Origin of the sequence: Amycolatopsis sp. NPDC023774, from assembly GCF_040639695.1 — a bacterium.
In the GTDB taxonomy this organism is placed as follows: Bacteria; Actinomycetota; Actinomycetes; order Mycobacteriales; family Pseudonocardiaceae; genus Amycolatopsis.
The window spans coordinates 113379-134894 of record NZ_JBFAAJ010000023.1 but is presented as its reverse complement, the minus strand read 5'-3'; the positions used below and the strand labels follow the sequence as shown (position 1 = coordinate 134894).

The 21516-nt window shown below is 67.7% G+C and carries 20 protein-coding genes, 1 tRNA gene and 1 pseudogene; 7 read left to right on the top strand and 15 right to left on the bottom strand.

Features of this window, described 5'->3' with window-relative positions:
* From AB0F91_RS34575 to AB0F91_RS34560, 4 genes are all read right to left on the bottom strand, one after another.
* On the bottom strand, positions 1-512 hold a 512-nt coding region (locus AB0F91_RS34575), incomplete at its 3' end, for a Rieske 2Fe-2S domain-containing protein (RefSeq protein ID WP_360604458.1).
* A 94-nt stretch (positions 513-606) separates the two neighbouring features.
* Positions 607-933 carry a 2Fe-2S iron-sulfur cluster-binding protein gene (locus AB0F91_RS34570; RefSeq protein WP_285969900.1) on the bottom strand — a complete coding sequence of 109 codons (327 nt, stop codon included), beginning with the start codon at positions 931-933 and terminating at the stop codon, positions 607-609.
* Between the two features lie 134 nt (positions 934-1067).
* On the bottom strand, positions 1068-1616 hold the full coding sequence (locus tag AB0F91_RS34565; RefSeq protein WP_360604455.1) for a hypothetical protein: 549 nt from the start codon (positions 1614-1616) through the stop codon (positions 1068-1070).
* 55 nt (positions 1617-1671) lie between these two features.
* A complete protein-coding gene (locus AB0F91_RS34560; RefSeq protein ID WP_285969901.1) occupies positions 1672-1878 on the bottom strand; it encodes a hypothetical protein in 207 nt (68 codons plus the stop codon).
* A gap of 383 nt (positions 1879-2261) precedes the next feature.
* Between AB0F91_RS34560 and AB0F91_RS34555 the strand changes: the two genes are divergently transcribed.
* Positions 2262-2424, top strand: a tRNA-Ser gene (locus tag AB0F91_RS34555).
* Between the two features lie 520 nt (positions 2425-2944).
* Here AB0F91_RS34555 and AB0F91_RS34550 read toward each other — a convergent pair.
* Positions 2945-3430, bottom strand: coding sequence for a hypothetical protein (locus AB0F91_RS34550; RefSeq protein WP_360604453.1), 486 nt, complete (start codon positions 3428-3430; stop codon positions 2945-2947).
* A gap of 150 nt (positions 3431-3580) precedes the next feature.
* Here AB0F91_RS34550 and AB0F91_RS34545 point away from each other — a divergent pair.
* From AB0F91_RS34545 to AB0F91_RS34525, 5 genes and pseudogenes are all read left to right on the top strand, one after another.
* A pseudogene (locus tag AB0F91_RS34545) lies at positions 3581-3814 on the top strand (hypothetical protein); the annotation flags it as partial.
* Between the two features lie 152 nt (positions 3815-3966).
* Positions 3967-5328: a hypothetical protein gene (locus AB0F91_RS34540; RefSeq protein ID WP_360604451.1), complete on the top strand. Its 1362-nt coding sequence runs from the start codon at positions 3967-3969 to the stop codon at positions 5326-5328.
* 1184 nt (positions 5329-6512) lie between these two features.
* Entirely contained in the window at positions 6513-7310 is a 798-nt protein-coding gene (locus AB0F91_RS34535; protein WP_360604449.1) for a helix-turn-helix transcriptional regulator, read from the top strand.
* 31 nt (positions 7311-7341) lie between these two features.
* On the top strand, positions 7342-8457 hold the full coding sequence (locus tag AB0F91_RS34530) for a sialidase family protein (RefSeq protein ID WP_360604447.1): 1116 nt from the start codon (positions 7342-7344) through the stop codon (positions 8455-8457).
* Entirely contained in the window at positions 8454-8759 is a 306-nt protein-coding gene (locus tag AB0F91_RS34525; protein ID WP_360604445.1) for a MoaD/ThiS family protein, read from the top strand. Before AB0F91_RS34530 ends, AB0F91_RS34525 begins: the two co-directional genes overlap by 4 nt.
* 557 nt (positions 8760-9316) lie before the next feature.
* Here AB0F91_RS34525 and AB0F91_RS34520 read toward each other — a convergent pair.
* A complete protein-coding gene (locus tag AB0F91_RS34520; RefSeq protein WP_360604443.1) occupies positions 9317-9616 on the bottom strand; it encodes an EthD family reductase in 300 nt (99 codons plus the stop codon).
* An 865-nt stretch (positions 9617-10481) separates the two neighbouring features.
* Between AB0F91_RS34520 and AB0F91_RS34515 the strand changes: the two genes are divergently transcribed.
* The gene (locus AB0F91_RS34515) at positions 10482-11768 is read left to right on the top strand and encodes an MFS transporter (RefSeq protein ID WP_360604470.1); all 1287 of its coding nucleotides are present in this window, start codon (positions 10482-10484) and stop codon (positions 11766-11768) included.
* A gap of 18 nt (positions 11769-11786) precedes the next feature.
* Here AB0F91_RS34515 and AB0F91_RS34510 read toward each other — a convergent pair whose 3' ends face one another.
* The 9 genes from AB0F91_RS34510 to AB0F91_RS34470 form a co-directional block, all read right to left on the bottom strand.
* Positions 11787-12425 carry a DUF5134 domain-containing protein gene (locus tag AB0F91_RS34510; protein WP_360604441.1) on the bottom strand — a complete coding sequence of 213 codons (639 nt, stop codon included), beginning with the start codon at positions 12423-12425 and terminating at the stop codon, positions 11787-11789.
* The gene (locus AB0F91_RS34505) at positions 12425-13333 is read right to left on the bottom strand and encodes an alpha/beta hydrolase (RefSeq protein WP_360604439.1); all 909 of its coding nucleotides are present in this window, start codon (positions 13331-13333) and stop codon (positions 12425-12427) included. The genes AB0F91_RS34510 and AB0F91_RS34505 overlap by 1 nt, the downstream gene beginning before the upstream one ends.
* A 37-nt stretch (positions 13334-13370) precedes the next feature.
* Positions 13371-13781 (bottom strand): cupin domain-containing protein, encoded by a 411-nt coding sequence (locus AB0F91_RS34500; protein ID WP_360604437.1) that lies wholly within the window; start codon positions 13779-13781, stop codon positions 13371-13373.
* A gap of 50 nt (positions 13782-13831) precedes the next feature.
* The gene (locus AB0F91_RS34495) at positions 13832-14563 is read right to left on the bottom strand and encodes a MoaF C-terminal domain-containing protein (RefSeq protein ID WP_360604435.1); all 732 of its coding nucleotides are present in this window, start codon (positions 14561-14563) and stop codon (positions 13832-13834) included.
* A gap of 50 nt (positions 14564-14613) precedes the next feature.
* Positions 14614-15906: a cytochrome P450 gene (locus tag AB0F91_RS34490; RefSeq protein WP_360604433.1), complete on the bottom strand. Its 1293-nt coding sequence runs from the start codon at positions 15904-15906 to the stop codon at positions 14614-14616.
* 28 nt (positions 15907-15934) lie between these two features.
* A complete protein-coding gene (locus tag AB0F91_RS34485; protein ID WP_360604431.1) occupies positions 15935-16951 on the bottom strand; it encodes a PDR/VanB family oxidoreductase in 1017 nt (338 codons plus the stop codon).
* A 320-nt stretch (positions 16952-17271) separates the two neighbouring features.
* A complete protein-coding gene (locus AB0F91_RS34480; RefSeq protein WP_360604429.1) occupies positions 17272-19572 on the bottom strand; it encodes a LuxR C-terminal-related transcriptional regulator in 2301 nt (766 codons plus the stop codon).
* 123 nt (positions 19573-19695) lie between these two features.
* Complete coding sequence (locus AB0F91_RS34475) at positions 19696-20328, bottom strand: MBL fold metallo-hydrolase (protein ID WP_360604427.1); 633 nt, start codon at positions 20326-20328, stop codon at positions 19696-19698.
* Positions 20325-21410 (bottom strand): S-(hydroxymethyl)mycothiol dehydrogenase, encoded by a 1086-nt coding sequence (locus AB0F91_RS34470; protein ID WP_360604425.1) that lies wholly within the window; start codon positions 21408-21410, stop codon positions 20325-20327. Before AB0F91_RS34470 ends, AB0F91_RS34475 begins: the two co-directional genes overlap by 4 nt.
* Positions 21411-21516: the final 106 nt, after the last annotated feature.

Genomic DNA, 21516 nt, shown 5'->3' with positions numbered 1-21516 from the left:
TGCAGCCAGTTGCACTCCTGAAAGCGCTTCGACGTGAACGCCTGTCCCTCCGGCACGGTCACGAACTCCCACTCCGGCAGCGGCGGTTGCGTCTCCGGGTCGCCGAAGTAGGCCCACAGCACATCGCCGCGCTTGACCAGCGGGTAGGCTTTCAGCTTGACGTTGGCGCAGAAGTTGCTGGTCTCGGGCTCGCTCGGCACCTCGATCGCCTGACCGGTGTAGTCGTACTTCCAGCCGTGGTACGGGCAGCGCAGGCCGCCGTCCTCGTTGCGGCCGAACCACAGCGAGACACCGCGGTGCGCGCAGAACTCGTCCATCAGGCCGTAACGACCCTCCGAATCACGGAAGGCGATCAGCCGCTCCGACAGGATCTTGACCCGCACCGGCGGGCAGTCGTCGGCGGGCAGCTCCTCGGCCAGCAGGACGGGCTGCCAGAAGCGCCGGAACAGGGCGCCCATCTTGGTCCCCGGCCCGGTCTGCGTCAGCAGTTCGTTGATCTCTGTTCGGAGCACGCTGAAGTCCTTTCACGCCGGCGATCGCGAAGCCGTCATAGGATTGAATATCAGACCATTGAGCCACTGGCAATGGGCTATCCTGCAGTCAAGGTCAGACGACTTGCTCGTCGGGCACGTCGACGATCAGCCCGTCCAGCTCCGAGGTCATCTGAATCTGACAAGACAGGCGGCTGTTGACCTGCCGATCGCCGACCGCGAGATCAAGGAGGTCGTCCTCCATGTCACCGACCTCACCAACCTGATCCACGTACTCTTCGCGCACCCGCACGTGGCAAGTGCCACACGAGAGGCAGCCCCCGCACTCGCCGATGATCCCGGGAACGCCCGCGCGCACGGCCGCGCTCATGACACTCTCCCCAGCGGATGCGTCGACGACCCGCTCCTCGCCGCCACTGTCCACGTACACGATCTTCGGCATGCGGCGTCCCTCGATTCCGGCTAATGGACTTACCAATATACCAGCTTGTTGTCGCTACGCAAGCAGCGAGGCGGGATTGGATGTCGCTGGGCCAGAGGATGAGGCGGTAGCGGTCGTTGACGAAGCGGCCGTCGTCAAAGATGGTGCGGAATCCGTTGGCGTAGACCGCGGGCGGTGTAATCGCCGGGTGGGATGGTGGTGCGGAGAATGGTGGGGCGGTAGTCGAATTTGGGCACGACGATGCGAGCGCTGGTTATTCGGAGGCCGGCTTCAGCGACGCGGTCCCAGTCGTCGAGGTTGTCAAGCGAAGTGCCCACACGGCCGACCCGCGGGCAAGCGACAGCAGTACAAGCGCACGGGAGAGACATGGGAAAGAGCCGCGATGGCATTGATATGCTCGCCGAGAAGCTGATCGCTGACTTCAACCGACACGACGCCCGTGACTTCGCCGCCAACTTCACTCCGCAGGCGTCCTTCGTGGACTTCCTCGGACGGAGAATCCGAACTACGCCGAGCGGCGCTTTGCCGACGACGATAAGTTCGTCAGCGCGCACGGCAGCGCGGCCCTGGACCTGCTCTGCACTGCGGTCGCCCGCGCGAGCCCGTGCCTGGTGGGCGCGTCGCACGATGCGCTCGTCGAGCACCAGCCGGCGCGTTGCGTTGTCGAGGTGCTGCCCGGTCATGGCCAGCTCAGCGGCCAGCAGCCAGGTTTCGGCCCGTGCACGTACTGCTTCAGCATCATCGGCTTTCCTGGGTGTCGTTCCCGACCGCGCCGAAGCTGCTCGTGACCGTCGGCGCGGCGTCGCGGGTTTCAGCAGCGAGGGCGAGGTCAACGAGTTGACGGACGGCTTCCGCGCGACTGCCGATCCCCCGCTCTGCCGCCCACGCCTCGACGCGCGCCTGGCGGTCGTCGCCGAGCTTGAGCGGGAACGGCTTGCCGCCCACGACCACTGGTCGGCCCGGGCCGCGTTCCTCCAACAGAACGCACGAAATTCCCCTCGCCAAGAGCAACCAGCCCAACCTGCTCGGCCCCCGACGAACCCAAGATCGCTCTGCCAAACGGGATTACTCAAGGAAATAGACCAAGCGGCCTATTTGACGGATCGCGACCGTGTGACCCAAGTCGCATTGAAAGCAATTAAGCCACAGATCATGCAAAACGGACAAATTATTGTAATGCCGCAATCGGGACCAGAAGTAACTCTCTGTCAGTCCTCCAGAGCGCCCCACGACCGCTACCAACCCGCTGGCGCTTGAGCCCACACGATCCCCGGCGCCCACAGTCGTCGCTGGGGCCTGCGTGGCGACACCGATCTTGGAGCAAATCTGGAGCAGTGGCACGTGATCAACGGTGATCAACGGTCTCAGACTGCGCACAACAGCCACCAACAACAACGCCCGACCAGCAGGTTCTCCATAATCGCAGGTCAGCGACTTGATCGAACCTTACTGGCAGTGAGGGGGTCAGGGGTTCGAGTCCCCTTAGCTCCACAGTGACGAATCACCGCCCACCGGAACAAAGGTTCCAGGTAGGGCGATTTTTCGTACCACCAACGCTTGAGTTTGGGAATGCTCGACAGCGCCAGCGGTGAGAAGCCTCGAGCAGCGGTGAGATGTAATCTGGGGTCGCGCGCATAGCCGGGGCAGCACCCTCCGAAGGGGCGGAACCTTGAGAGCTAATGGGCACCCGGAGGGCAGGTCCGGTCACGCCGCAGCAAGGAGGACTGGGTGCAACCACGCCACCGGGCTCGTCGGCGCGCTCGATCCACATCGATTCGGCCTGTATCGGAACATGTCCGGGGCTACGTCGCGTCGGATGCTTCGGGGGTGAAGGTGAGCTGCGGGGTGGCTCCGGTGTGAACGCGGACGTGGCCCCAGTCACCGGTGATGTCGTAGTAGCCGTCGTGGTATCGGAGGCTGTCGATGTTGCCGAGGTCCTCTTCGCCCGCGGCATCACGATATGTCCGGGCTGAGCGGGTGATCCAGTCGATCTTCGTGGCGCTGCCGATGGTCAGGGTGGCGTCGGCGTAGCAGTGCTGCTCGTCGGGTGCGGCGCGTGGTAGCAGGAGTGGCCGGGGGTGAGCACGAGGTCGAGGGTGAACGACACTGCTTCCGGGTGTTCGTTGATCGCCAGGACGTAGCTGTCCTCCAAGCACACCTGGGCGAGGTCGGTGAAATCGGGGTAGTTCTTCTTGCTTACTGATCCCAGGTGATCGGTGTGTGGTTGCCCGGGACTCTTCCTCGTGACCGGGTTCCCGGACGGGTCAGTGCGGACGCCGTCCTGGTTTTGCAGATCGACATGCGGGTTTTCGCTGCCAGGCGTTCGTGCGCTTCCCTGCTTGAGCGTCATGCGAACGATGCCGTTGTCGTCGACGCAGTTTTCCGGGCCGGTTGGTGTCTGCTCCTTGGTCCAGCCCTGGGCACCCGCGTAGCGCTGCAGGTCGGACACCTTCGGCGGACTGCCTCCGTCGAAGTATTCCGACAAGGTGGCCTTCACCGCCGGGACCCTCCGGGCCGCTCCGCGGGCGTGTCCGGTTTCTCACCGGCGCGGGCGCCCTTGAGTATTTTGCCTGCCACCCCGCCGATGAACACGCCGCCGAGTATCTAGCCGGTGGCCCGGCCGGGGTGATCCCACCAGTGGACCCAGTCGAAGCACCTCGTCGGCAACGGCGGCTGGAACGGCTTCAGCCGCATCTCCTCCGCCGGCGCGGACGTGCTCTACACCGTCACCACCACCGGCGATCTGCGCTGGTACCGCTACCTGCCCTACAGCGACACCTGGGCCCCGGCCCCACCACCATCGGCGCCGGCGGCTGGCAGAAGTTCACCGACGTCGAAGCCGAACGCAACGCCTGCGTCCTCCCCAACTGACGCCGGTTAGTCCGATCTGCCGTGCGGGCCAGCTTGCGGCCCGCACGGCATTTCACTACCCGGCCCATGATCAGCCGCCACAGACGGAGGTAGCGTTCACTCGAGAGCCGGAAATGTCTGCCACTCAAAGAACCAGCTTCGCGAAGGTGAAACAAACGAGCCATGACCGAATTGTCCAACCAACGCCTCAGGGTGGGGCGGGCCACGCGTGCGTCCCAGCGAGCCTGGGCCTACCTGGCTTTGGCCGCGGTCACGCTCCTCAACGTCATCTCCCACGCGGACGTCCAGCGGGACGCGCACACACGCCTGTTCGGTGACGCGCTGAACTACTACCGGATGTCGGTGCAAACCGGCGCCCCGGTCGAGAACCCCTTCGCGCTGAGGATGCTCAGCCCCTGGCTGGTGCACCGCGCGCACCTGCTCACCGGGATGTCGTTCGACGCCCTGTGGCTCGTCCTCACCGTCACCACCACCTTCGCGGCCATCCTCGTGTTCTTCGAGTTCTTGTGGAACCACCTGCGGCTGCAGCTCTTCACCGCCGGCCTGACGGCACTCGCGCTGGCGTGCACCTTCTGGTATGCGCCCTACGCCTTCTCCGACGCCGACCTCGTCGACCCACTCAACAACCTGATCTACGTCGTGGCACTCTGGCTCGCATTCCGCAGCCGGCTCATCCCGTTCACGATCGTGGTGATCATCGGCGCGATCAACAAGGAAACCGCGCTGCTACTCGCCCCGCTCTACCCGCTGCTCGCCTGGACCCGCCAACGCTCGCTACGCGACCGACGCGTCCTCATCGCGCTCGCCGCCACCATCGTCGCCATCGCCGCCTATGCCGGATACCGCTTCTGGGCCCAGCACCTCATCGGCGGAAGCTACGGCTTCGGCACCGGCCAAGCCAACACCAGCCTGCTGGACAACATCCGCTTCGCCCTCGCCGCCGGCAAGAACACCACCCAGCTCAGCCTCTTCGTGACCTTTCACTTCTTCTGGCTGGTCTTCGCCTACGGCCTCTATCGCCTGTACCGCCACCAGGGACTCCGCAGCGAACTCCTTATCGCGAGCCTCTGGCTCTTCGGGTGCTGCCTCGCCGGCAGATTGCTCGCCACCGACACCGACCGCGTGTTCATCATGATGGCCCCGCTCGTCCTTGCCGTCACCGCACTCATCCTCGACCAGCACCGCGGCGAGAAGCCTCGTCTCTGGGTCGGGCTGCTCGTCGCCGGTTACGTCGCCATCAACCTGCGTTGGGTCCCAACCCCCGCCAGCCTCATCGTCGACGCGCTCGCCGGAATCGGCTTCGCACTACTCGTCCAAACCGGACAACTCAGCACACAACACCGACCACCGAAGCCGGAAGACTCCCGACGCAATACCGGCATTTCCGCGTTCGCGGATACCGACATCATTCCTGTCATCCCGGCGCTGGCAAAGCCCCACACCGGCGGACAAGATGCCAAGGTCACCCTGGCCATCACAGAAGGCGCACAGAGCGAGCAGATCGCCCAGATACCAACCGTCTGATCCGCGCCATCTGTCCAACTCCGGCCGAAACTCCGGATAGACGTGCCAAACGCCCTGGAGCAAATCTGGAGCAGCGACGCGTGATCAACGACTCTCGACGAGTCGAACTGCGCCAAACCGTCACCAATCGCACCCGGCGACCAGCGGGTTCTCAATAACCACAGGTCAGGGCCATGATCGAACCTCACTGGCAGTGAGGGGGTCAATGGTTCGAGTCCCCTTAGCTCCACAGTGACGAATCACTGCCCGCCGGAACAAAGGTTCCAGGTAGGGCGATTTTTCGTACCACCAACGCTTGAGTTTGGGAATGCTCGACAGCGCCAGCGGTGAGAAGCCTCGAGCAGCGGTGAGATGTGATCTGGGATCGCGCGCATAGCCGGGGCAGCACCCTCCGAAGGGGCGGAACCTTCAGAGCTGATCGAGCGCCCGGAGTGCAGGTGACACACGTGGCTGATCGGCGTTTCCGGAGGAGCTAGCTTCACAGGTGCCGTGTCCGCGCGAATGTTACGTTCTCGGGGGTTCGCGATACGGCCTGGATGCCTGCGGCGACCGGTTCGCCACAGGGCACACCGAGGCTGTCCGAATTCGCTGGTGGGTGTCGTTCAGGATTCGGTGATCTTGATGTACCCCTCTTGGACGAGCTGGATCGTCCTGGCCAAAGGCGCCGGCACTGGCCACCCTTGCCTGGCGCGAGAGCAAGTAGCTTGGCACAACTAACTGCTCCGTTGAGCCATCACAGACGTGCTGATGCAGCTGCCGGCGCGCAGTCGGCAAGGAGCACCTCGTGCCCCGCCGGGCTGGTTGTGCGCCTGGCCGAGCACGAGCTCCGGATCCGAACAAGACTGCCCGCACCGTGCCGGCGACGTTGGAGGCCACCTAGCCGGGTCTCGACCTCGGGCGCCACCTGCGAGTAAATCTCCACTATCCGATCGGGCAGATGATTACCGAGCCGACGGGGCTGCACGGTCGGCACTTGCGGCGAATGCCCGGTGCGGCAGCGCGACGGCGAAGCCGTAATGAAACAGCCGAACTGCCTCACGCCGCAGCAGTTCGCGGACGGCCACGTGCAGGCGTGCGTCGGACGCCCACGATCGTGGTCGATCCGGCGGACGGCTGCGCGCCGAGGTCGCCGGAATTGTCGGGACCCGAAACTACGATGGCGGCACATCCAACGGAGGTGTGCAATGCGGGATGCGGTGCTCGAAGCGGCGAGGTTCCTCGCCGCCGGACGCATGCGGCAGCTCACGCTCGAGGACGTGGCCGACCACGTCCGGTACAGCCCGTTCCACCTGGCGCGCGCGTTCGAGCGACAGGTCGGCATGCCGCCGGGCAAGTTCCTCGCCGCGCAACGGTTCCAGCTCGCCAAGGAGCTGCTGCTGGACACCGGTGAGAAGGTCGTCGACATCTGTCACGAGGTCGGGTTCTCCGCGCCCGGCACCTTCACGACGCGGTTCACCGCGGCGGTCGGGGTGAGCCCGCACCGGTTCCGGCAGCTGCCCGACCTGCTCGCCGACCACCCGCCGGCTCCGGTCCGGGTGGCCGGCGCGGACTGCGCGGGTGGAGCCGTCACCGGCCGGGCACTGCTGAGCCCGGCCGCGCTCGCCGCGCTGGACGGCGGGCCGGCGGTCTACGTCGGGCTGTTCGCCGCGTCGGCGGCGCGCGGCATCCCGGTCAGCGGCGCGCTGCTCGGGCCTGACCTGGAGTTCACGCTCACTTGCGTGCCGCCCGGCACCTACCGGCTGCTGGCCTGCGCCCTGCCGGCGGCCGCCGATCCGCGCGAGCAGCTCGCACCGACGGTGCAAGCGGTGGGCTCGGCCCCGCGGGCGGTGCGGATCCGGCCTGGTCCGGTGCCGCTGCGCCAAGACGTCCACCTGGACCTCGCGCCGTCGTGGTCGCCTCCGGTGCTGGTCGCGCTGCCCCCGCTGGCCTCTGCGGGAGCGCAAGAATGGAGAAGCGCCTCCCGTCCGGCGCGAATAGGTTGAGCGGGTCAGGGAACGTAGGCAGGGAGCAGGCATGCCTGGAGTTCGAGTACTGGTCGGCACGCGCAAGGGCGCATTCATCCTCACCTCGGACGAGGACCGCACGCACTGGGAGGTGGACGGCCCGCACTTCGGCGGCTGGGAGGTCTACCACCTAGCAGGTTCGCCCGCGGACCCCGACCGGCTGTACGCGTCGCAGTCCACGTCGTGGTTCGGGCAGCTGATCCAGCGCTCCGACGACGGCGGCAAGACCTGGCACCAGGTCGGCCACGACTTCGTCTACGAGGGCGGCGCCGGCGAGCACCTCTGGTACGACGGCACACCCAGGCCGTGGGAGTTCACCCGGATCTGGCACCTGGAGCCGTCGCTCACAGACCCGGACACGGTGTTCGCGGGAGCGCAGGACGCTGCGCTGTACCGCAGCACCGACGGCGGGAAAAGCTGGCGGGAACTCACCGGGCTGCGCAAGCACACGTCCGGACCGCGCTGGCAGCCGGGCGCGGGCGGCTTGTGCCTGCACACGATCATCCTCGACCCGCGGAACTCGGAACGCATGTTCGCCGCGATCTCCGCGGCCGGGGCGTTCCGCAGCGACGACAGCGGCGAAACCTGGCAGCCGATCAACCGCGGGCTGCACTCCGACGGCATCCCGGACCCGGACGCCGAGGTCGGGCACTGCGTGCACCGGATCGCACTGCACCCGTCGCGGCCGGACGTGCTGTTCATGCAGAAACACTGGGACGTGATGCGCTCGGACGACGCCGGCGAGCACTGGCGCGAGGTCAGCGGCAACCTGCCGAGCGACTTCGGCTTCCCGATCGCGGTGCACCCGCACGAACCGGAAACGGTGTACGTGGTCCCGATCCACAGCGATTCCGAGCACTACCCACCGGAGGGCAAGCTGCGCGTGTACCGCAGCCGCACCGGCGGCGACGAATGGGAGCCGCTCACGAACGGCCTGCCGCAGCAGAACTGCTACGTCAACATCCTGCGCGACGCGATGGCCGTCGACTCCCTCGACGAGGCAGGAATCTACTTCGGCACCACCGGCGGCCAGGTCTACGCGTCCCGCGATTCGGGCGAGAACTGGGCCCCGATCGTGCGCGACCTGCCCGCGGTGTGCTCGGTCGAAGTACAGACCCTGCGATGACGACAGTCGTCCGCGTGAAGCTGCCCACGCACCTGCGCCGCCTGGCGAAGGTCGACGGCGAAATCCGGCTGCCGGTCGACGACCCACCGACGCGCGAGACCCTGCTGGACGCTTTGGAACGCACCTACCCCCAGTTGCGCGGCACCGTCCGCGACACGACCACCGGCAAGCGCCGCGCGTTCGTCCGGTTCTTCGCCTGCGAGGAAGACCTGTCGAACACCGCCCCGGACACCGAACTGCCCGCACCGGTGCTGTCGGGAGCCGAACCGTTCCTGATCATCGGCGCCATGGCGGGCGGCTGACCACGAACCACCACGCCGGGGAGGGTCTCCTGGCCTCGGTGCGTCCCGGGGGCGCACCGAGGCCAGGGCTCGTTCGCGCTCTCCCCGCACGATGCGCGCGAATGCTGAGGCATACCGTTCCGGTGCCACAGCGGCCGAAGTCCCGCTCCGGACGCGCCTGCCCCGAACACGCGCAGCGATCAGCTGATCCTCCGTGCCGTCGAACTGGAACGGCGACCACGGGACCGTGGCGACAATGCAGCGCATCAGGAGGATCCGGTCTTGTCCAAGAGCCGAACGAGTTCGACCGGCCTTTTCATCGATTGCCGTGGCGCAGATCGGGAGTGCCACCGTGAATTCGACACACGAAAAAAGCCACCCCAGGTGGACCGTCGGGCTGGACCTACACCAACACCGTCATCAGTTGAGGACACCACGGGCCGGGTCGCCAACTCCCGCTACACCATCCCGACCACCGAAACCGGGTTCGGCGGCAACTACTTTTTTCCGCCGCAGCCGTGGAGCCCAACCGAGTGAGAGGGGCGGCATCGCACAGCCCCTCCCGCTCGGGCCACGGCTCACGCCAGCGGGTAATGGATCATCTCCACGCCGCCGGTGGCGTAGTTCGGCACGTCGCCGGCCACGGCTTTGCCCGCTGCGGACGCCAGTGCGGCGGACATGGCCTGAGCGGATTCGAAGTCGCCGTGGAACACGGCGAAATACGGGTTGTCGTCGCCGAATCCGGCCACGTCCAGTGAGTAGTCCGACCGGACCAGGCCGGGAAGTTTCACGGCCAAAGGGAGGTGTGTGTTGACGTAGTAGTCGCGGAAGTGCTCCGGGTCCAGCGGCGGGCGGTAGAGCACGGTGAGACGGTGCATCGGAATCCTTTCTCGACACTTGACAATGGAGCGGCCATCGCGCGGCCGACGAGCGGTACAAGCCGGAGACATGACGGGACAGATTCTCGCGCCCAGGTTACCGATGGCGCATCGACACCCGATCGCCACAGCGGCGGAGACCCCAGCCAAACCCGCCGATCGTCGTGGCCCCGAGCACGTTGTGGCTTCGCCCGCTCGAACCGCTGCGGTCACGGATTCGGGTCCATGCGCCAGCGCAGGCGAGTGGCAGATTTCAGACACAGCAGCTCGAATTTTCGCGGTCGCGCACGAGCGTCTTCACTGTGCCGATCTTGGTGCAACTGCCCCTGAACCAGCGGTCGACAACCGGTGTCGAGTGGCTCCTCGCAGTCGACGAGCGGAGCCATCGAACCGCACTGGGTTGGCACCCCGCCAGTCGTCGAGGTGATCGCCGGAATCGGCTCTGGCCGCTTGTCCAAACCGGTCAGCTCGGCGCACCGCATCAACGGCGGAGGCGGGAACGCCCCTGCACAAAACGGTGCCTCCGCAGTCGAGGACACCGGCGTCGATCGGGCTGCTCTCCCCCTGTCGGTAGCGTGTTGCGGGCCTCGCTGTCGACGGTCACCGACAGCGCTCGTTGTGCTACGGTCGCCCGAAATGGCCCGGAATTCGCCCAGGTTCCGATCTTGCCACGGCGCTCGAAGCGAGGCGGGTGGCAGCGGCCGGACAAGTCCGCGCCGACGCATGCCTCGCCGGAGGGGTCGGCGGCTTCTCCGTGCTGCCGAGGTGTCGGCGCCGTCGGAAACGAGAAGATTGGGGACTGCCCGTGTCAAGGGAGACCAGCGTGCCCGGTGATCGTGTGCTCGCCAAAGTGGCGATACGGATCATGCCGTTCCTGGCCCTGCTGTACTTCGTGAACTACCTGGACCGAGTGAACATCGGCTTCGCCGGTCCCAACGGGATGAACACAGCTCTCGGCTTGACGTCCACGGCGTTCGGCTTCGTCTCCGGCATCTTCTTCCTCGGCTACCTCATCCTCGAAGTGCCGAGCAACCTCGCGTTGCATCGGTTCGGCGCCCGGCGGTGGCTGGCGCGGATCATGATCACCTGGGGTGTCCTCGCCACCGTGCTGGCCTTCGTGCCCAACGCGACCACGCTGATCATCCTGCGATTCCTGCTCGGCGTCGCCGAAGCCGGCTTCTTCCCCGGCATCATCCTGTACCTCACTTACTGGTTCCCGGCCGCGCAGCGTGCGAAGGCCGTGGCGCTGTTCATGGTCGCCGTGCCGGTCTCCTCCGCGATCGGGTCGACGATCTCCAGTCTTCTGATCGTCGGCGGCCACGGCGTGTTCGGTCTGGAAGGCTGGCGGTTCATGTTCCTGGTCGAGGGTGTCCCGGCGATTCTGCTGGCATTCGCGACCTGGTTCTGGCTCACCGACAAGCCGGAAAACGCGAAGTGGCTCGCCGCGGACGAACGGCAGTGGCTCGTCGCCGAGCTGGAAAACGAACGGAAGGCGACCGTTGCCGAGCACCACTGGCCGCTGAAGAAGGCACTCACCCACCCGCGGATCCTCGCCCTGGCGTTCGTGTACTTCGCCGTCGCCTACGGGTTGTACGCGCTCGGCTTCTTCCTGCCGACGATCATCGCCGGGTTCGGCGCCCAGTTCGGCACGAAGCTGACTGTGGTCCAGTCCGGGCTGGTCAACGCGATCCCGTACGTGATCGGCGCGGTGGTGATGGTGTTCTGGGCGCGCCACGGCGACCGCACCGGGGAGCGCACATGGCACGTGGCGCTGCCGATGCTGGTCGGCGGGGCCGCCATCCCGATCGCGCTGTACCTCGGCAACCCCTACGCCGCGATGGTCGCCGTGACGATCTGCGCCGTCGGTGTGTGCTGCGCGCTGCCGACGTTCTGGGCACTGCCGTCGAACTTCCTCGCCGGAGCTGCCGCTGCCGGAGGGATCGCACTGATCAACTCCCTGGGCAACATCTCCGGCTTCGCGGCGCCGTACATCACCGGCTGGCTGCGCGACCTGACCGGCACCCAGCGCACGGGCCTGTGGGTCGCCGGCGCCTGCATGGTCGCCGGCGCCGTCGCCACCATCGCGCTGGGCGCGCGACCACGTAACTCAGCGGTGCCGGGGCGGAACGTCAGCTCCACAAAGGATTCGTAGGAGCCGTCGGCGCTGGGGCTACATCATCGCGGCGGACATGGTGGCCATGCCCGCGGCCATCAACGCCTGGGTGGCGATGGTGAGCTGGGCGCGCCCCGAGGCGGGTGGCTTGGTGCGGCGCCGCGCGAGGAGCTCCGAGAGCCACCAAGCGCCGGCGACGGCGGAGCCGATGGTGAGCAGCCAGTCGAGTCCCGTGACGAGCGGTGAGGCGCTGGCCTGGGCGGGTGTGGTGGCCACAACGGGCACGCCGGACAGGTGCATCGCGGGCATCGAAGAGCCGTGATGGCCACCACCCACATCGGCGGCGGCAACCGGAGCTGGCAGCAGACCGTCGGTCATCACGGCGTACATCCAGGCCATCGCGAGCATCATCAGAGCGTGGTAGGCGTTCGACCGGCGGTGCTGCGCGGTCCGCACCGCGACGGCGGTGAACCAGACGAAGGCCAGCGAGAAAAACACCAAAGGCCCCGCCGTCGGAAGATCGGCACCGCGCGGCCACGCCATCAACGCCATCGCGAGAGCCATGAGCGCGTGCAAGGAATGGCCGACGACGCCCCGCCAAGGAAGGCGACCGACGGCGATTCCGTGCACGCGCTCAGCCGCGCAGGCAGCGCAGAGCGCGGTGACGACCCACCGAAGAACGAGGTCCCGGATCATCAGCCGATGGCGCGGTTGACGTGACCGGTGATCAACGAGTACATCCTGCGGATCGTCTCCGTCTCGTCCGTCATGATGTCGTAGCCGTGGTCCACATCGGACACCTCGACGTACTCGGCAAGCGCCCCGGCAGCGGAGAGCTTGTCCGCGTACTGCTTGGCCTCGTTGCGCAGCCGGTCGTACTGCGCGGTGATGACCAGGGCCGGCGCGATGCCCGCGATGCCGTCGGCGTTGTCGCCCCACGCCGGTGAGACGAAGCGGTGACGGCGCATCGCGCGGTCAGGCACGTAGGCGGTGTCGAAGACCTCGCAGAGCCAGGGCTGCAGCACCGCTTTCGAGCCCAGCGGGGTCGGCTTCCGGGCGGGCGGGGTGACGATGTCGAGCGGCGGGTAGTGCAGGATCTGCAACGAGATGTCGGGGCCGGCGTTCTCCAGCGCCATCCGCGCCACGGCCGCGGACAGATTGCCGCCTGCGCTCTGGCCGCCGACGCACAGGCGCGTGCCGTCCCAGTCTCGCTCCGGTTCCGAGGCCCAGCTGACCACGTCGTAGAACTGTTCGACGGGCGTGGGGAACCGCGTTTGCGGGGCCAGTGCGTAGTCGGTGTTGAGCACGACGACATTGGCGTTGGCGGCGAGGAACCGGCACCAGGCGTCGTCCTGTTGCCGGTGCCCCACGACGAAGCCGCCGCCGTGGGCGTTGACGTACACGCCGGGAACGCCGGCCGGGGACGGCGGGAAGTACAGCGTCGCGGCGACCGGACCGTGGCGAGTTTCGACGTTGAGGTAGGCGGTGCGGACGACGATTTCAGGGAACCGGGGTTCACCGGCGGGGTGGATCGCCGAGTTGATCTTGGCGGCGAACCTGCGGGCGACGATGTCGGCCACCGGCCGTCGCGACAGTACTGACATGACTCCTCGTCTCGTTGGGATCCGGTCGCGGCGACGCTCAGCCCTGGTGCTGCCGGGCGCTGGGGTGGCGCAGGTGATCGCGAGCCACGATCTCTTCCGGCTCCAGCATGGTGATCATCTCCACGCCGGGAGCGCAGATGCACACGGCAACGAACCGCGCCCAGGAGTCCGGGTCAGGGTTCGCGACCTGGTAGTGCACGACGTCGCCGCCGGGCTCCCAGAACGCCTCGCCCGCAACGATCTCGCGGGGCTCCTCGCCTTCCAGCTCGAAGAAGATCTTGCCTTCGGTCACATAACCGAACACCGGTCCGGAGTGCCGGTGCGGCGCGAGCCCCGGGTCGGCCGGCGGGAGCTCGACGAGCTGTGTCATCGCGTGCGAACCCTCGGGGATCGAGGGCGGAGTGGCGTGGAGGAGATCGGTGACCTTGACGTTTCCCTTGGCCAGCATGGCTTTTTCCCTTCTACGAGGACGGGCGCGAGGTGCGCCCCGTCCGGTGTTCAGACGGTGGTCGCGGCGTGGCCCAGTAATTCGCCGACCGCGCCGAAAGTGGTCTGCGTCGGCCGTTCGCCGGTCCCGGCCAACCCGAAGACCGCCCCGTACGAGCGCAGGGCTGCGAGGTCGCGGTGATCGGCAATGGTGACCGAGGCCGACGGGGCCGCATTCTCCCGCGCGGCGAGGACGTAGATTTCGGGCCTCAGTTCATAGGTCGTGCACTCGTCGGCACCTGCGAGACCCGCCGCGGGACCGGCCACGCAGCGCCAGGAGTACGAACGCGGTTCGAGGTGGACGTGCTCGTAGCGGTGCCCGTCGCCGTAAGTCCAGAGCACGCGCCGGCCCAGGAGCGCCGCCGTGGGTGCCGGTTCCGCTCCGCTCGTCGCCAGCCCCTCGATGAGGCCCGGCAGGAACGTGTGCTGCCCCCTGGTCCGGTCGTCGGCCGGCTCCCCGATCGTGCTCACGACGGCGAGGCTGCGGCCGTGTTCGAAGTCGAGGACGAGGCTCACAGCCACGTTCGGCACGTCGCGGCGATGGTGGAACTGTGTGTACACCAACCCTTCCGCGATGTCGAAGGCCTCGTAGTCGTCCCGCCCGGAGACCACCGGGTGCGGGTCGCCGGGGCCGGGCTCGTAGCTCCACTCGACGATCGTCGCGCCGAACCGGTGCGACACGCGGCTGCCGTGCGAGTTCGTGAACACGATCTCGCGACCGGCCACCCGGGAATCGGTGATCATGAGAGCTTTCTCCGTTCGTCGTCGGACCGTGGAACCCGTGCGGGCGCCGTTCAGGTGAGGACGGGGTTCTTTTCGACGTCCCAGCTGACGTGCAGCGATTCCGGGCCCCGGAACGAGGTGTTCGGCACGTAGCGGAACTCCTGGTGGTCGAGAGTCATGTGCGGCAGGCGCCGCGTCAGCTCCTCGAGGTAGATCACCATCTCGAGCCGCGCGAGGTGGTTGCCCAGGCACATGTGCGTGCCGGCGCCGAACGCGATGTGCGCCTTGGCGTCCCGGTCGATGTCGAACCGTTCGGGCTCCTCGAACACCGCGTCGTCCTGGTTCGCCGACGCGATCACCATGAGGATCTTCGCCCCCGCCGGAATCGTCACGTCGCCGACGCGCACGTCCTCCTTCGCGATCCGGCGCCAGGCGGCCACGGAAGGGTTGAGCCGCAAGCACTCCTCGACCGCCGCGGGGATCAGCGACGGCTGCGCGCACAGGCGATCCCACTGGTCGCGGTTGCGCAGCAGGGTCACGACCGCGTTCGCGGTGGCGTTCGTCGTGGTTTCGTGGGCCGCCATCGCGCCGCCCATGACGTTCGTCTGCAGCCAGGTGTCGGAGATGACCTCCGGGTGTTCGCGCTGCATCTTGATCGCGTGGCCCAGCCACCCGGGCGGATCGGCGAGCTCCTTGAGCTTCTCGATCACGCGCTCACCCATCGCCCAGAACTGGCCAAGGCCGTCGGCGGCCCGCACCTGCTCCTCAGGACTCGGCCGTCCCCAGACGAACTCGGTCATCGACGTGGCCAGCCTGCGCACGGTGTCGACGTCCTCTTCGGGAATCCCCAGGAACTGCAGGGCGACCAGGCACGGGATGTCCCAGAGCAGGTCGGCGATGAGATCGGCGTGGCCGCGCCCGACGAAGCGGTCGAGGTAGGCGTTCGTCGTCTGCCGGATGTAGGGGGCGAGGGGGTCGATGCGGTCGGGCATGAAGGCCGGCGCGTTCAGCCGGCGGTACTGCCGGTGCATCGGCGGGTCTGAGTCCGCGAGAACGGGGCAGGGCGCGAAATCGTACTTCTCGAGTTGCGCACCCGCTTCCGCGGAAGGCGGCGTGACCGGCGTCAGGGTGATGGCCGCGGAGAACTTGGTGAACTGGCTGAAAACCGATTTGACGTCTTCGTGTCGCGTGACGACCCAGTAGTCCGAGTCGTCGTTGTAGAACACCGGCCGGCTCTCGCGGGCCCACGCCAGCGAGGCTCCCGGATTCTCCTGGTATTCACGGCCGAAGAACGAGAAACCCGCGGCGGTGTGCGCGACCGGGCACCCGGCCGCCGGTTCGTTGCTGCTGACAGCGCTGTCCATGGGCAACCTTCCTCTTTTCGGTGTGCGATCAGAGATCGAGCCGGATCTTCGGACACGCGGCTCGGCTGATGCAGATCATCAACGTGCTGTTCTCTTCCTGCTCCACAGGACTGAGAACCGAGTCGCGGTGGTCTGCGCGGCCCGACACGATGTTCGTTTCGCAGGTCCCGCACGTGCCTTCCGAACAGGAGAACGGTGCGGGGATACCGGCCGCCCGCGCGACACCGAGGATCGACTCGTCCGGCCCGACCGAAACGGTGATGCCACTTCGCACGAATTCGACTTCGAAATTGTCGAGGACGGTCTCTTCGAGCTGGGTCTTGGGAGTGAACCGCTCCAGGTGGATCTGGCCGGCGATTCCGAGGTCCGCGGCCATCGCCTCCACCGCGCACAGCAGCCCCTCCGGGCCGCACACGTACACCGCGGTACCCGAACCGGCTCCGGCGAGGATGCCCGCGAGATCGATGCGGCCGTGGGTGTCTTCCGGAACCAGGGTCACGCGGTCGCGGTGAACCTGTTTCAGGTCATCGGCGAACGCCATGTTGCCCCGGCTGCGGCCGCCGTAGGCCAACGACCAGGCGGCGCCCGCCCGATCGACCGACTCGATCATCGGGAGGATCGGGGTGATGCCGATCCCGCCGGCGATGAACAGGTACCGGGGCGCCTCGACGAGCCGGAAGTTGTTGCGAGGTCCCCGAACGGTGAGGCTTTCACCTTCGCGCAGGTCCTGGTGGACGCGTGCGGAGCCGCCCCGGCCATCCGGTTGGTACAGCACGCTCACCTGCCACGAACGAAGGTCGCTCGGCTTGCCGCACAGGGAGTACTGCCGGACCAGGTCCGGTCCCAGGACGAGATCGACGTGCGCCCCCGGCGTCCACGCGGGGAGGTCACGACCGTCGGCGCGGACGAGCGTCAGCTGCGTGATGGTGTCGGTGATCGGCGTCTTCGCCTTGACCTCCATTTCGAGGTCGTCGTGCGTCTGGTTCTCGGGGTCCGCCCACCGGGGCTGCTGACCGGAGTGTCCGGCCTCGAACTGCGATGCCATGGGGACTCCTTCGGATTTCGCCGGGTGCCCCGACGTGTGCTTCGTTGCACCACCGCACGCCGGCGACTCGGCCGGTTCGCGCGTCGCTGACTGGCAGCCCTTGTAATCTCCGTCACGGTGGGGCCACGCACATGGGGGAGATCACGGGAGGCGGTACGGAAGTTGCGGATGTCCGTACTCGGCTGACGTTGGCGAAGCGACCGTGAGCTGCGAGGTCCAGTACTGCAACGAAATGTGACGAGGCTTCGCGACGAGACGAGCCAGGCCAGGGCCCCCACGGTGGACCTGGCCTGGCTCGTGTGGTGGGTTACGCCGTCCGGTCAGAGCGACTGGGCGATGTACCAAGACGCGATCTGGCTGCGTGAGCCGAACCCCAGGCGCGTCATGATGTTGTCGATGTGGCTCTCCACCGTGCGCACGGAGATCACCAGAGCCGCTGCGATCTGCGGGCTGGTCAGCCCTTTCGAGATCAACGCGGCGATCTCCTGTTGCCGGCTGGTGAGCACGGGTGGTTCGCCCTCGGCGGTCGGCTCGGTGACTTGTTCCGCCAGTGCGTAGGCGATGATTCCCGTCGGAGATCGTTTGGCCCCCGCCTGCATGGCCGTGGCCAGCGCGCGGGCAGGCATGGCCTGTTCGAGCTGAGCGAGGCAGGCGGAGTGGTAGCCGGTGAGCTTCGGGCCGAACGCCACCAGTTCCGTACCCGTGCGCTGCCAAAGGCTTCGAGACGCGCCGAGCAGCTGAGCCGCGCGCTCGCACCGACCGGTCGACCCCGCGATCCAGGCGAGGAGCTCGGTCATCAACGCGGTGCCCAAGGACGGATCGAAGTCGCGATGATCGCGAAGCGCGTCGACGGCGGTCGTCTGCGCGGCGGCGCAGTCGCCTTGCAGCCACTGATCGAGGCCTTGGCTCCATTTCAAGTACGAACGCGCCCAGCGTTCGTCCCGCTGACAGCACACGCCCAGCGCCGACGTGCTGACGGCCAACGAGTCCGCACTGCGGCCGGCAAGGGAAAGCGTGACGGCGTATTCGAAGGACGCCATCAGCCATTCCGGAGTCTCGCCGACGTCGGCCAGCTCTCGCAGCGCGGCCTCGAAGTGGCTCTCGGCCTCGGCGAGGTCGCCCCGAAGCTGCGCGGCGAGCCCCCGCAGACTGCGGCAGTGGGCCGACGCATCGGCCAGGTGAAGCCGCGCCGCCAGGCCCTCACACTCATCGAGGCGCTGTGCCGCCGCCTCCTGGTCGCCTTGGAGCAGGCCCACCCTGGCGGCGACCCAAAGCGCTTTCGCCCGAGCCGCCGTGGGCGCGCGGTCGCCCTCCGGCGCGTCGAGCGCTTCGTCGGCCCAGCTGCGGCCCTCGGCGATGTACCCGTCGGCGTACCAGCGGTAGCGCAGCCCGGCGACCAGTTCGAGCTGGTAGCTGCTGCCCGGGGCGGCGGTTTCGAACGCGGCTCGGAGGTTTTCCCGCTCGACTCGCATCCACTTGGCCGACGCGGCCTGGTCGGGCCCGCTCCACGAACGCTCCAGATCCTTGACCACGTCGAGGAAGTACTGCCGGTGGCGGCCGCGGAGCCGCTCCGAGTCCCCGGTGAGCTCGAGTACCTCCGCGCCGTACGCGCGGATGGTCTCCAGCATCCGGAAACGCCTCGAAGATTCCTGGTCCTCGACGTTCAGCACGGACTGGTTCACCAGGGAGCTCAAGAGATCGAGCGTGGGGCCACCGTCGTCGTCGCACACGCCTTCGGCCGCCGTCAGGTCGAAACTGCCCGCGAACACGGAGAGGCGCGCCCAGAGCCGGCGTTCCGCTTCCGTGCAGAGGTCGAAACTCCAGTCCACGAGCGACCGGAGGGTCTGCTGTCGTGGCGCCGCCGATCGGCTGCCGATCGTGAGCAGCCCGAACCGGTCCGACAACCGGTCCAGGATCTGCTCGAGCGAAAGAATGCGCATCCGGGCGACCGCCAGCTCGATGGCCAGCGGAATGCCCTCCAGCTGAATGCACAACCGCGCTGCTGCCGCGGCGTTGTGCTCGCCGAGGACGAAATCGGGGGACGCGGCCACGGCACGTTCCTGGAGCAGCCCGATCGACTCGAACTGCGCCAGCGACTCGAGGCCGACCGGCTCGGCGTCCTCGGGAACGGTGAGCGGAGGTACCGGGTAGAGCAGCTCCTCCGTCACGGTCAGCGACGTTCGGGTGGTGACCAGGATTCGAGCCGAGGGCGCGTGGCGCAGTACCTCGTGGACCACCAGGGCCGCCCCGGCGAGGACGTGTTCGCAGTTGTCGAGGATGAGCAGGATCTCGCGATCGCGAAGGTGGTCGATCAGTTTCGTGAGGGCGTCGCGATTCGACTGGTCCGCGATTCCCAGCGCGTGGACGACCGCCGCCGGCACGTCGCCTCCGTCCGAGACGGACGCCAGCTCGACGAAGTACACGCCGTCTTCGAAGAGGTGGCTCATCTCGTCGGCGAACTGCAACGCCAACCGGGTTTTGCCCACTCCCCCCGGGCCGATCAAGCTCACCAGCCGGCCGGCCGACAGCCGGTCGCGGATTTCTTTGCGCTGCCGACGCCGGCCGACGAAGCTGGTCGCGGTGAAGGGAACGTTGCCAGTGCGAGCTCTCGCCTTGGCCACGGCGCCTCCACGGGTCGGCTGGACGATCAGGCGAGCGGTTCCCGCGCTGCCCGGTCGACGGTTCTGCCCATGATGAGTTCGAACCCGGTGGGGGTCAACCTGCGGCCGCGGTGCCCGGCTCGCTCAGTGACCGCGGGCGATCCACTCGTCCAGGTGCGGTGACTCCTCGCCGACCGACGTGCCGTCGCCGTGTCCGGTGTGGACTCGGGTGCCCTCCGGAAGGACCAGCAACCGGTCCCGGATGGACGAGATGATCGTCGGGAAGTCCGAGAACGAGCGGCCGGTCGCGCCGGGGCCGCCGGCGAACAGCGTGTCACCGGTGAACAGGGCGCCGGCCTCAGGCAGGTACAGACAGATCGAGCCGGGTGAGTGCCCCGGCGTGTGGATGAACTCCAGTGCCGTGCCCGCCACCGCGATCCGTTCGCCGTCCTCGGCGCGCCAGAACCGCTGCCCGGGATGGGTCAGCTCCCACAGCTCCCGGTCGGCCGGGTGCAGCAGCACCGGCGCGTGGAGGTGGTCCCCCAGCTGCGGGGCGACGGTGACGTGGTCGTTGTGGCCGTGGGTGCACACGATGCCGACGACGTTGCGGTCGCCGACCACCTCGGTGATCGCCTTCTCGTCGTGTGCGGCGTCCACGACCACCACCTCGTCGTCGTCACCGACGAGCCAGACGTTGTTGTCGACGTCCCACGTGCCGCCGTCGAGCTCGAAAACGCCCGACGTGACGACGCGGTCGATCCGGAACGCGCCGCTCACAGGATCACCACCGACCGCAGCACCTCGCCCGCGTGCATGGTGTGGAAGGCCTTTTCGACGTCGTCGAGGGAGATCCGCTCGGTGACGAACTTGTCCAGCGGCAGCCGGCCCTGGCGATGCAGGTCGATCAGCATCGGGAAGTCACGCTCCGGCAGGCAATCGCCGTACCAGGACGACTTCAGCGAGCCACCGCGCGCGAAGAAGTCCAGCAGCGGCATCTCGAGCCGCATGTCCGGCGTCGGGACGCCGACGAGCACCACGGTGCCCGCCAGGTCACGCGCGTAGAACGCCTGCTGCCACGTCTCGGGGCGCCCGACCGCGTCGATCACGACGTCGGCGCCGAAGCCGCCGGTGAGCTCCTGGACGGCGGCGACCGCGTTGGCGTCCGAGGCGTTGACCGTGTGCGTCGCGCCGAGGTCGCGCGCCCAGGTGAGCTTCCGGTCGTCGCGGTCGACGGCGATGATCGTCGTCGCGCCGGCGAGGCGCGCGCCGGCGATCGCGGCGTCGCCCACTCCCCCGCAGCCGATGACCGCCACGGAGTCGCCGCGGCTGACGCCGCCGGTGTTGACCGCGGCACCGAGCCCGGCCATCACGCCGCAGCCGAGCAGGCCGGCGACCGCCGGGTCCACGGTCGGGTCCACCTTCGTGCACTGCCCGGCGTGCACGAGGGTCTTCTCCGCGAACGCGCCGATGCCCAGCGCCGGGGTCAGCTCGGTGCCGTCGGTCAGCGTCATGCGCTGCGTCGCGTTGAACGTGTTGAAGCAGTATTGTGGGCGGCCGCGTTTGCACGCCCGGCACTGCCCGCAGACCGCACGCCAGTTGAGGACGACGAAGTCGCCCGGCCGCACGGCCTCGACCCCGGCACCGACGCTTTCCACCGTGCCGGCGGCCTCGTGGCCGAGCAGGAACGGGAACTCGTCGTTGATGCCGCCTTCGCGGTAGGTCAGGTCGGTGTGGCAGACGCCGCACGCCGCGATCGCGACGACCACTTCACCGGGGCCGGGGTCCGGGACCACGATGTCGGTCAGCTCGACCGCCGCGCCCTTCGACCGGGCGATCACCCCGCGCACCTGCTGTGGCATTCCCTGAAACCTCCGTTGGTCACCGGCCGAGGCATGCGTGGCAACGCATGCCTGACGCGACCCTAAAACGGGTGACCGCGGCTGCGACCTGGTCGTTGGTCGAGGG

Excerpts from the sequence above, each read along its gene's own strand:
- AB0F91_RS34570 (WP_285969900.1), bottom strand. The coding sequence starts at position 933 with ATGCCGAAGATCGTGTACGTGGACAGTGGCGGCGAGGAGCGGGTCGTC.
- AB0F91_RS34565 (WP_360604455.1), bottom strand. The coding sequence starts at position 1,616 with ATGACCGGGCAGCACCTCGACAACGCAACGCGCCGGCTGGTGCTCGAC.
- AB0F91_RS34540 (WP_360604451.1), top strand. The coding sequence starts at position 3,967 with ATGACCGAATTGTCCAACCAACGCCTCAGGGTGGGGCGGGCCACGCGT.
- AB0F91_RS34535 (WP_360604449.1), top strand. The coding sequence starts at position 6,513 with ATGCGGGATGCGGTGCTCGAAGCGGCGAGGTTCCTCGCCGCCGGACGC.
- AB0F91_RS34530 (WP_360604447.1), top strand. The coding sequence starts at position 7,342 with ATGCCTGGAGTTCGAGTACTGGTCGGCACGCGCAAGGGCGCATTCATC.
- AB0F91_RS34525 (WP_360604445.1), top strand. The coding sequence starts at position 8,454 with ATGACGACAGTCGTCCGCGTGAAGCTGCCCACGCACCTGCGCCGCCTG.
- AB0F91_RS34520 (WP_360604443.1), bottom strand. The coding sequence starts at position 9,616 with ATGCACCGTCTCACCGTGCTCTACCGCCCGCCGCTGGACCCGGAGCAC.
- AB0F91_RS34515 (WP_360604470.1), top strand. The coding sequence starts at position 10,482 with ATGCCGTTCCTGGCCCTGCTGTACTTCGTGAACTACCTGGACCGAGTG.
- AB0F91_RS34510 (WP_360604441.1), bottom strand. The coding sequence starts at position 12,425 with ATGATCCGGGACCTCGTTCTTCGGTGGGTCGTCACCGCGCTCTGCGCT.
- AB0F91_RS34505 (WP_360604439.1), bottom strand. The coding sequence starts at position 13,333 with ATGTCAGTACTGTCGCGACGGCCGGTGGCCGACATCGTCGCCCGCAGG.
- AB0F91_RS34500 (WP_360604437.1), bottom strand. The coding sequence starts at position 13,781 with ATGCTGGCCAAGGGAAACGTCAAGGTCACCGATCTCCTCCACGCCACT.
- AB0F91_RS34495 (WP_360604435.1), bottom strand. The coding sequence starts at position 14,563 with ATGATCACCGATTCCCGGGTGGCCGGTCGCGAGATCGTGTTCACGAAC.
- AB0F91_RS34490 (WP_360604433.1), bottom strand. The coding sequence starts at position 15,906 with ATGGACAGCGCTGTCAGCAGCAACGAACCGGCGGCCGGGTGCCCGGTC.
- AB0F91_RS34485 (WP_360604431.1), bottom strand. The coding sequence starts at position 16,951 with ATGGCATCGCAGTTCGAGGCCGGACACTCCGGTCAGCAGCCCCGGTGG.
- AB0F91_RS34470 (WP_360604425.1), bottom strand. The coding sequence starts at position 21,410 with ATGCCACAGCAGGTGCGCGGGGTGATCGCCCGGTCGAAGGGCGCGGCG.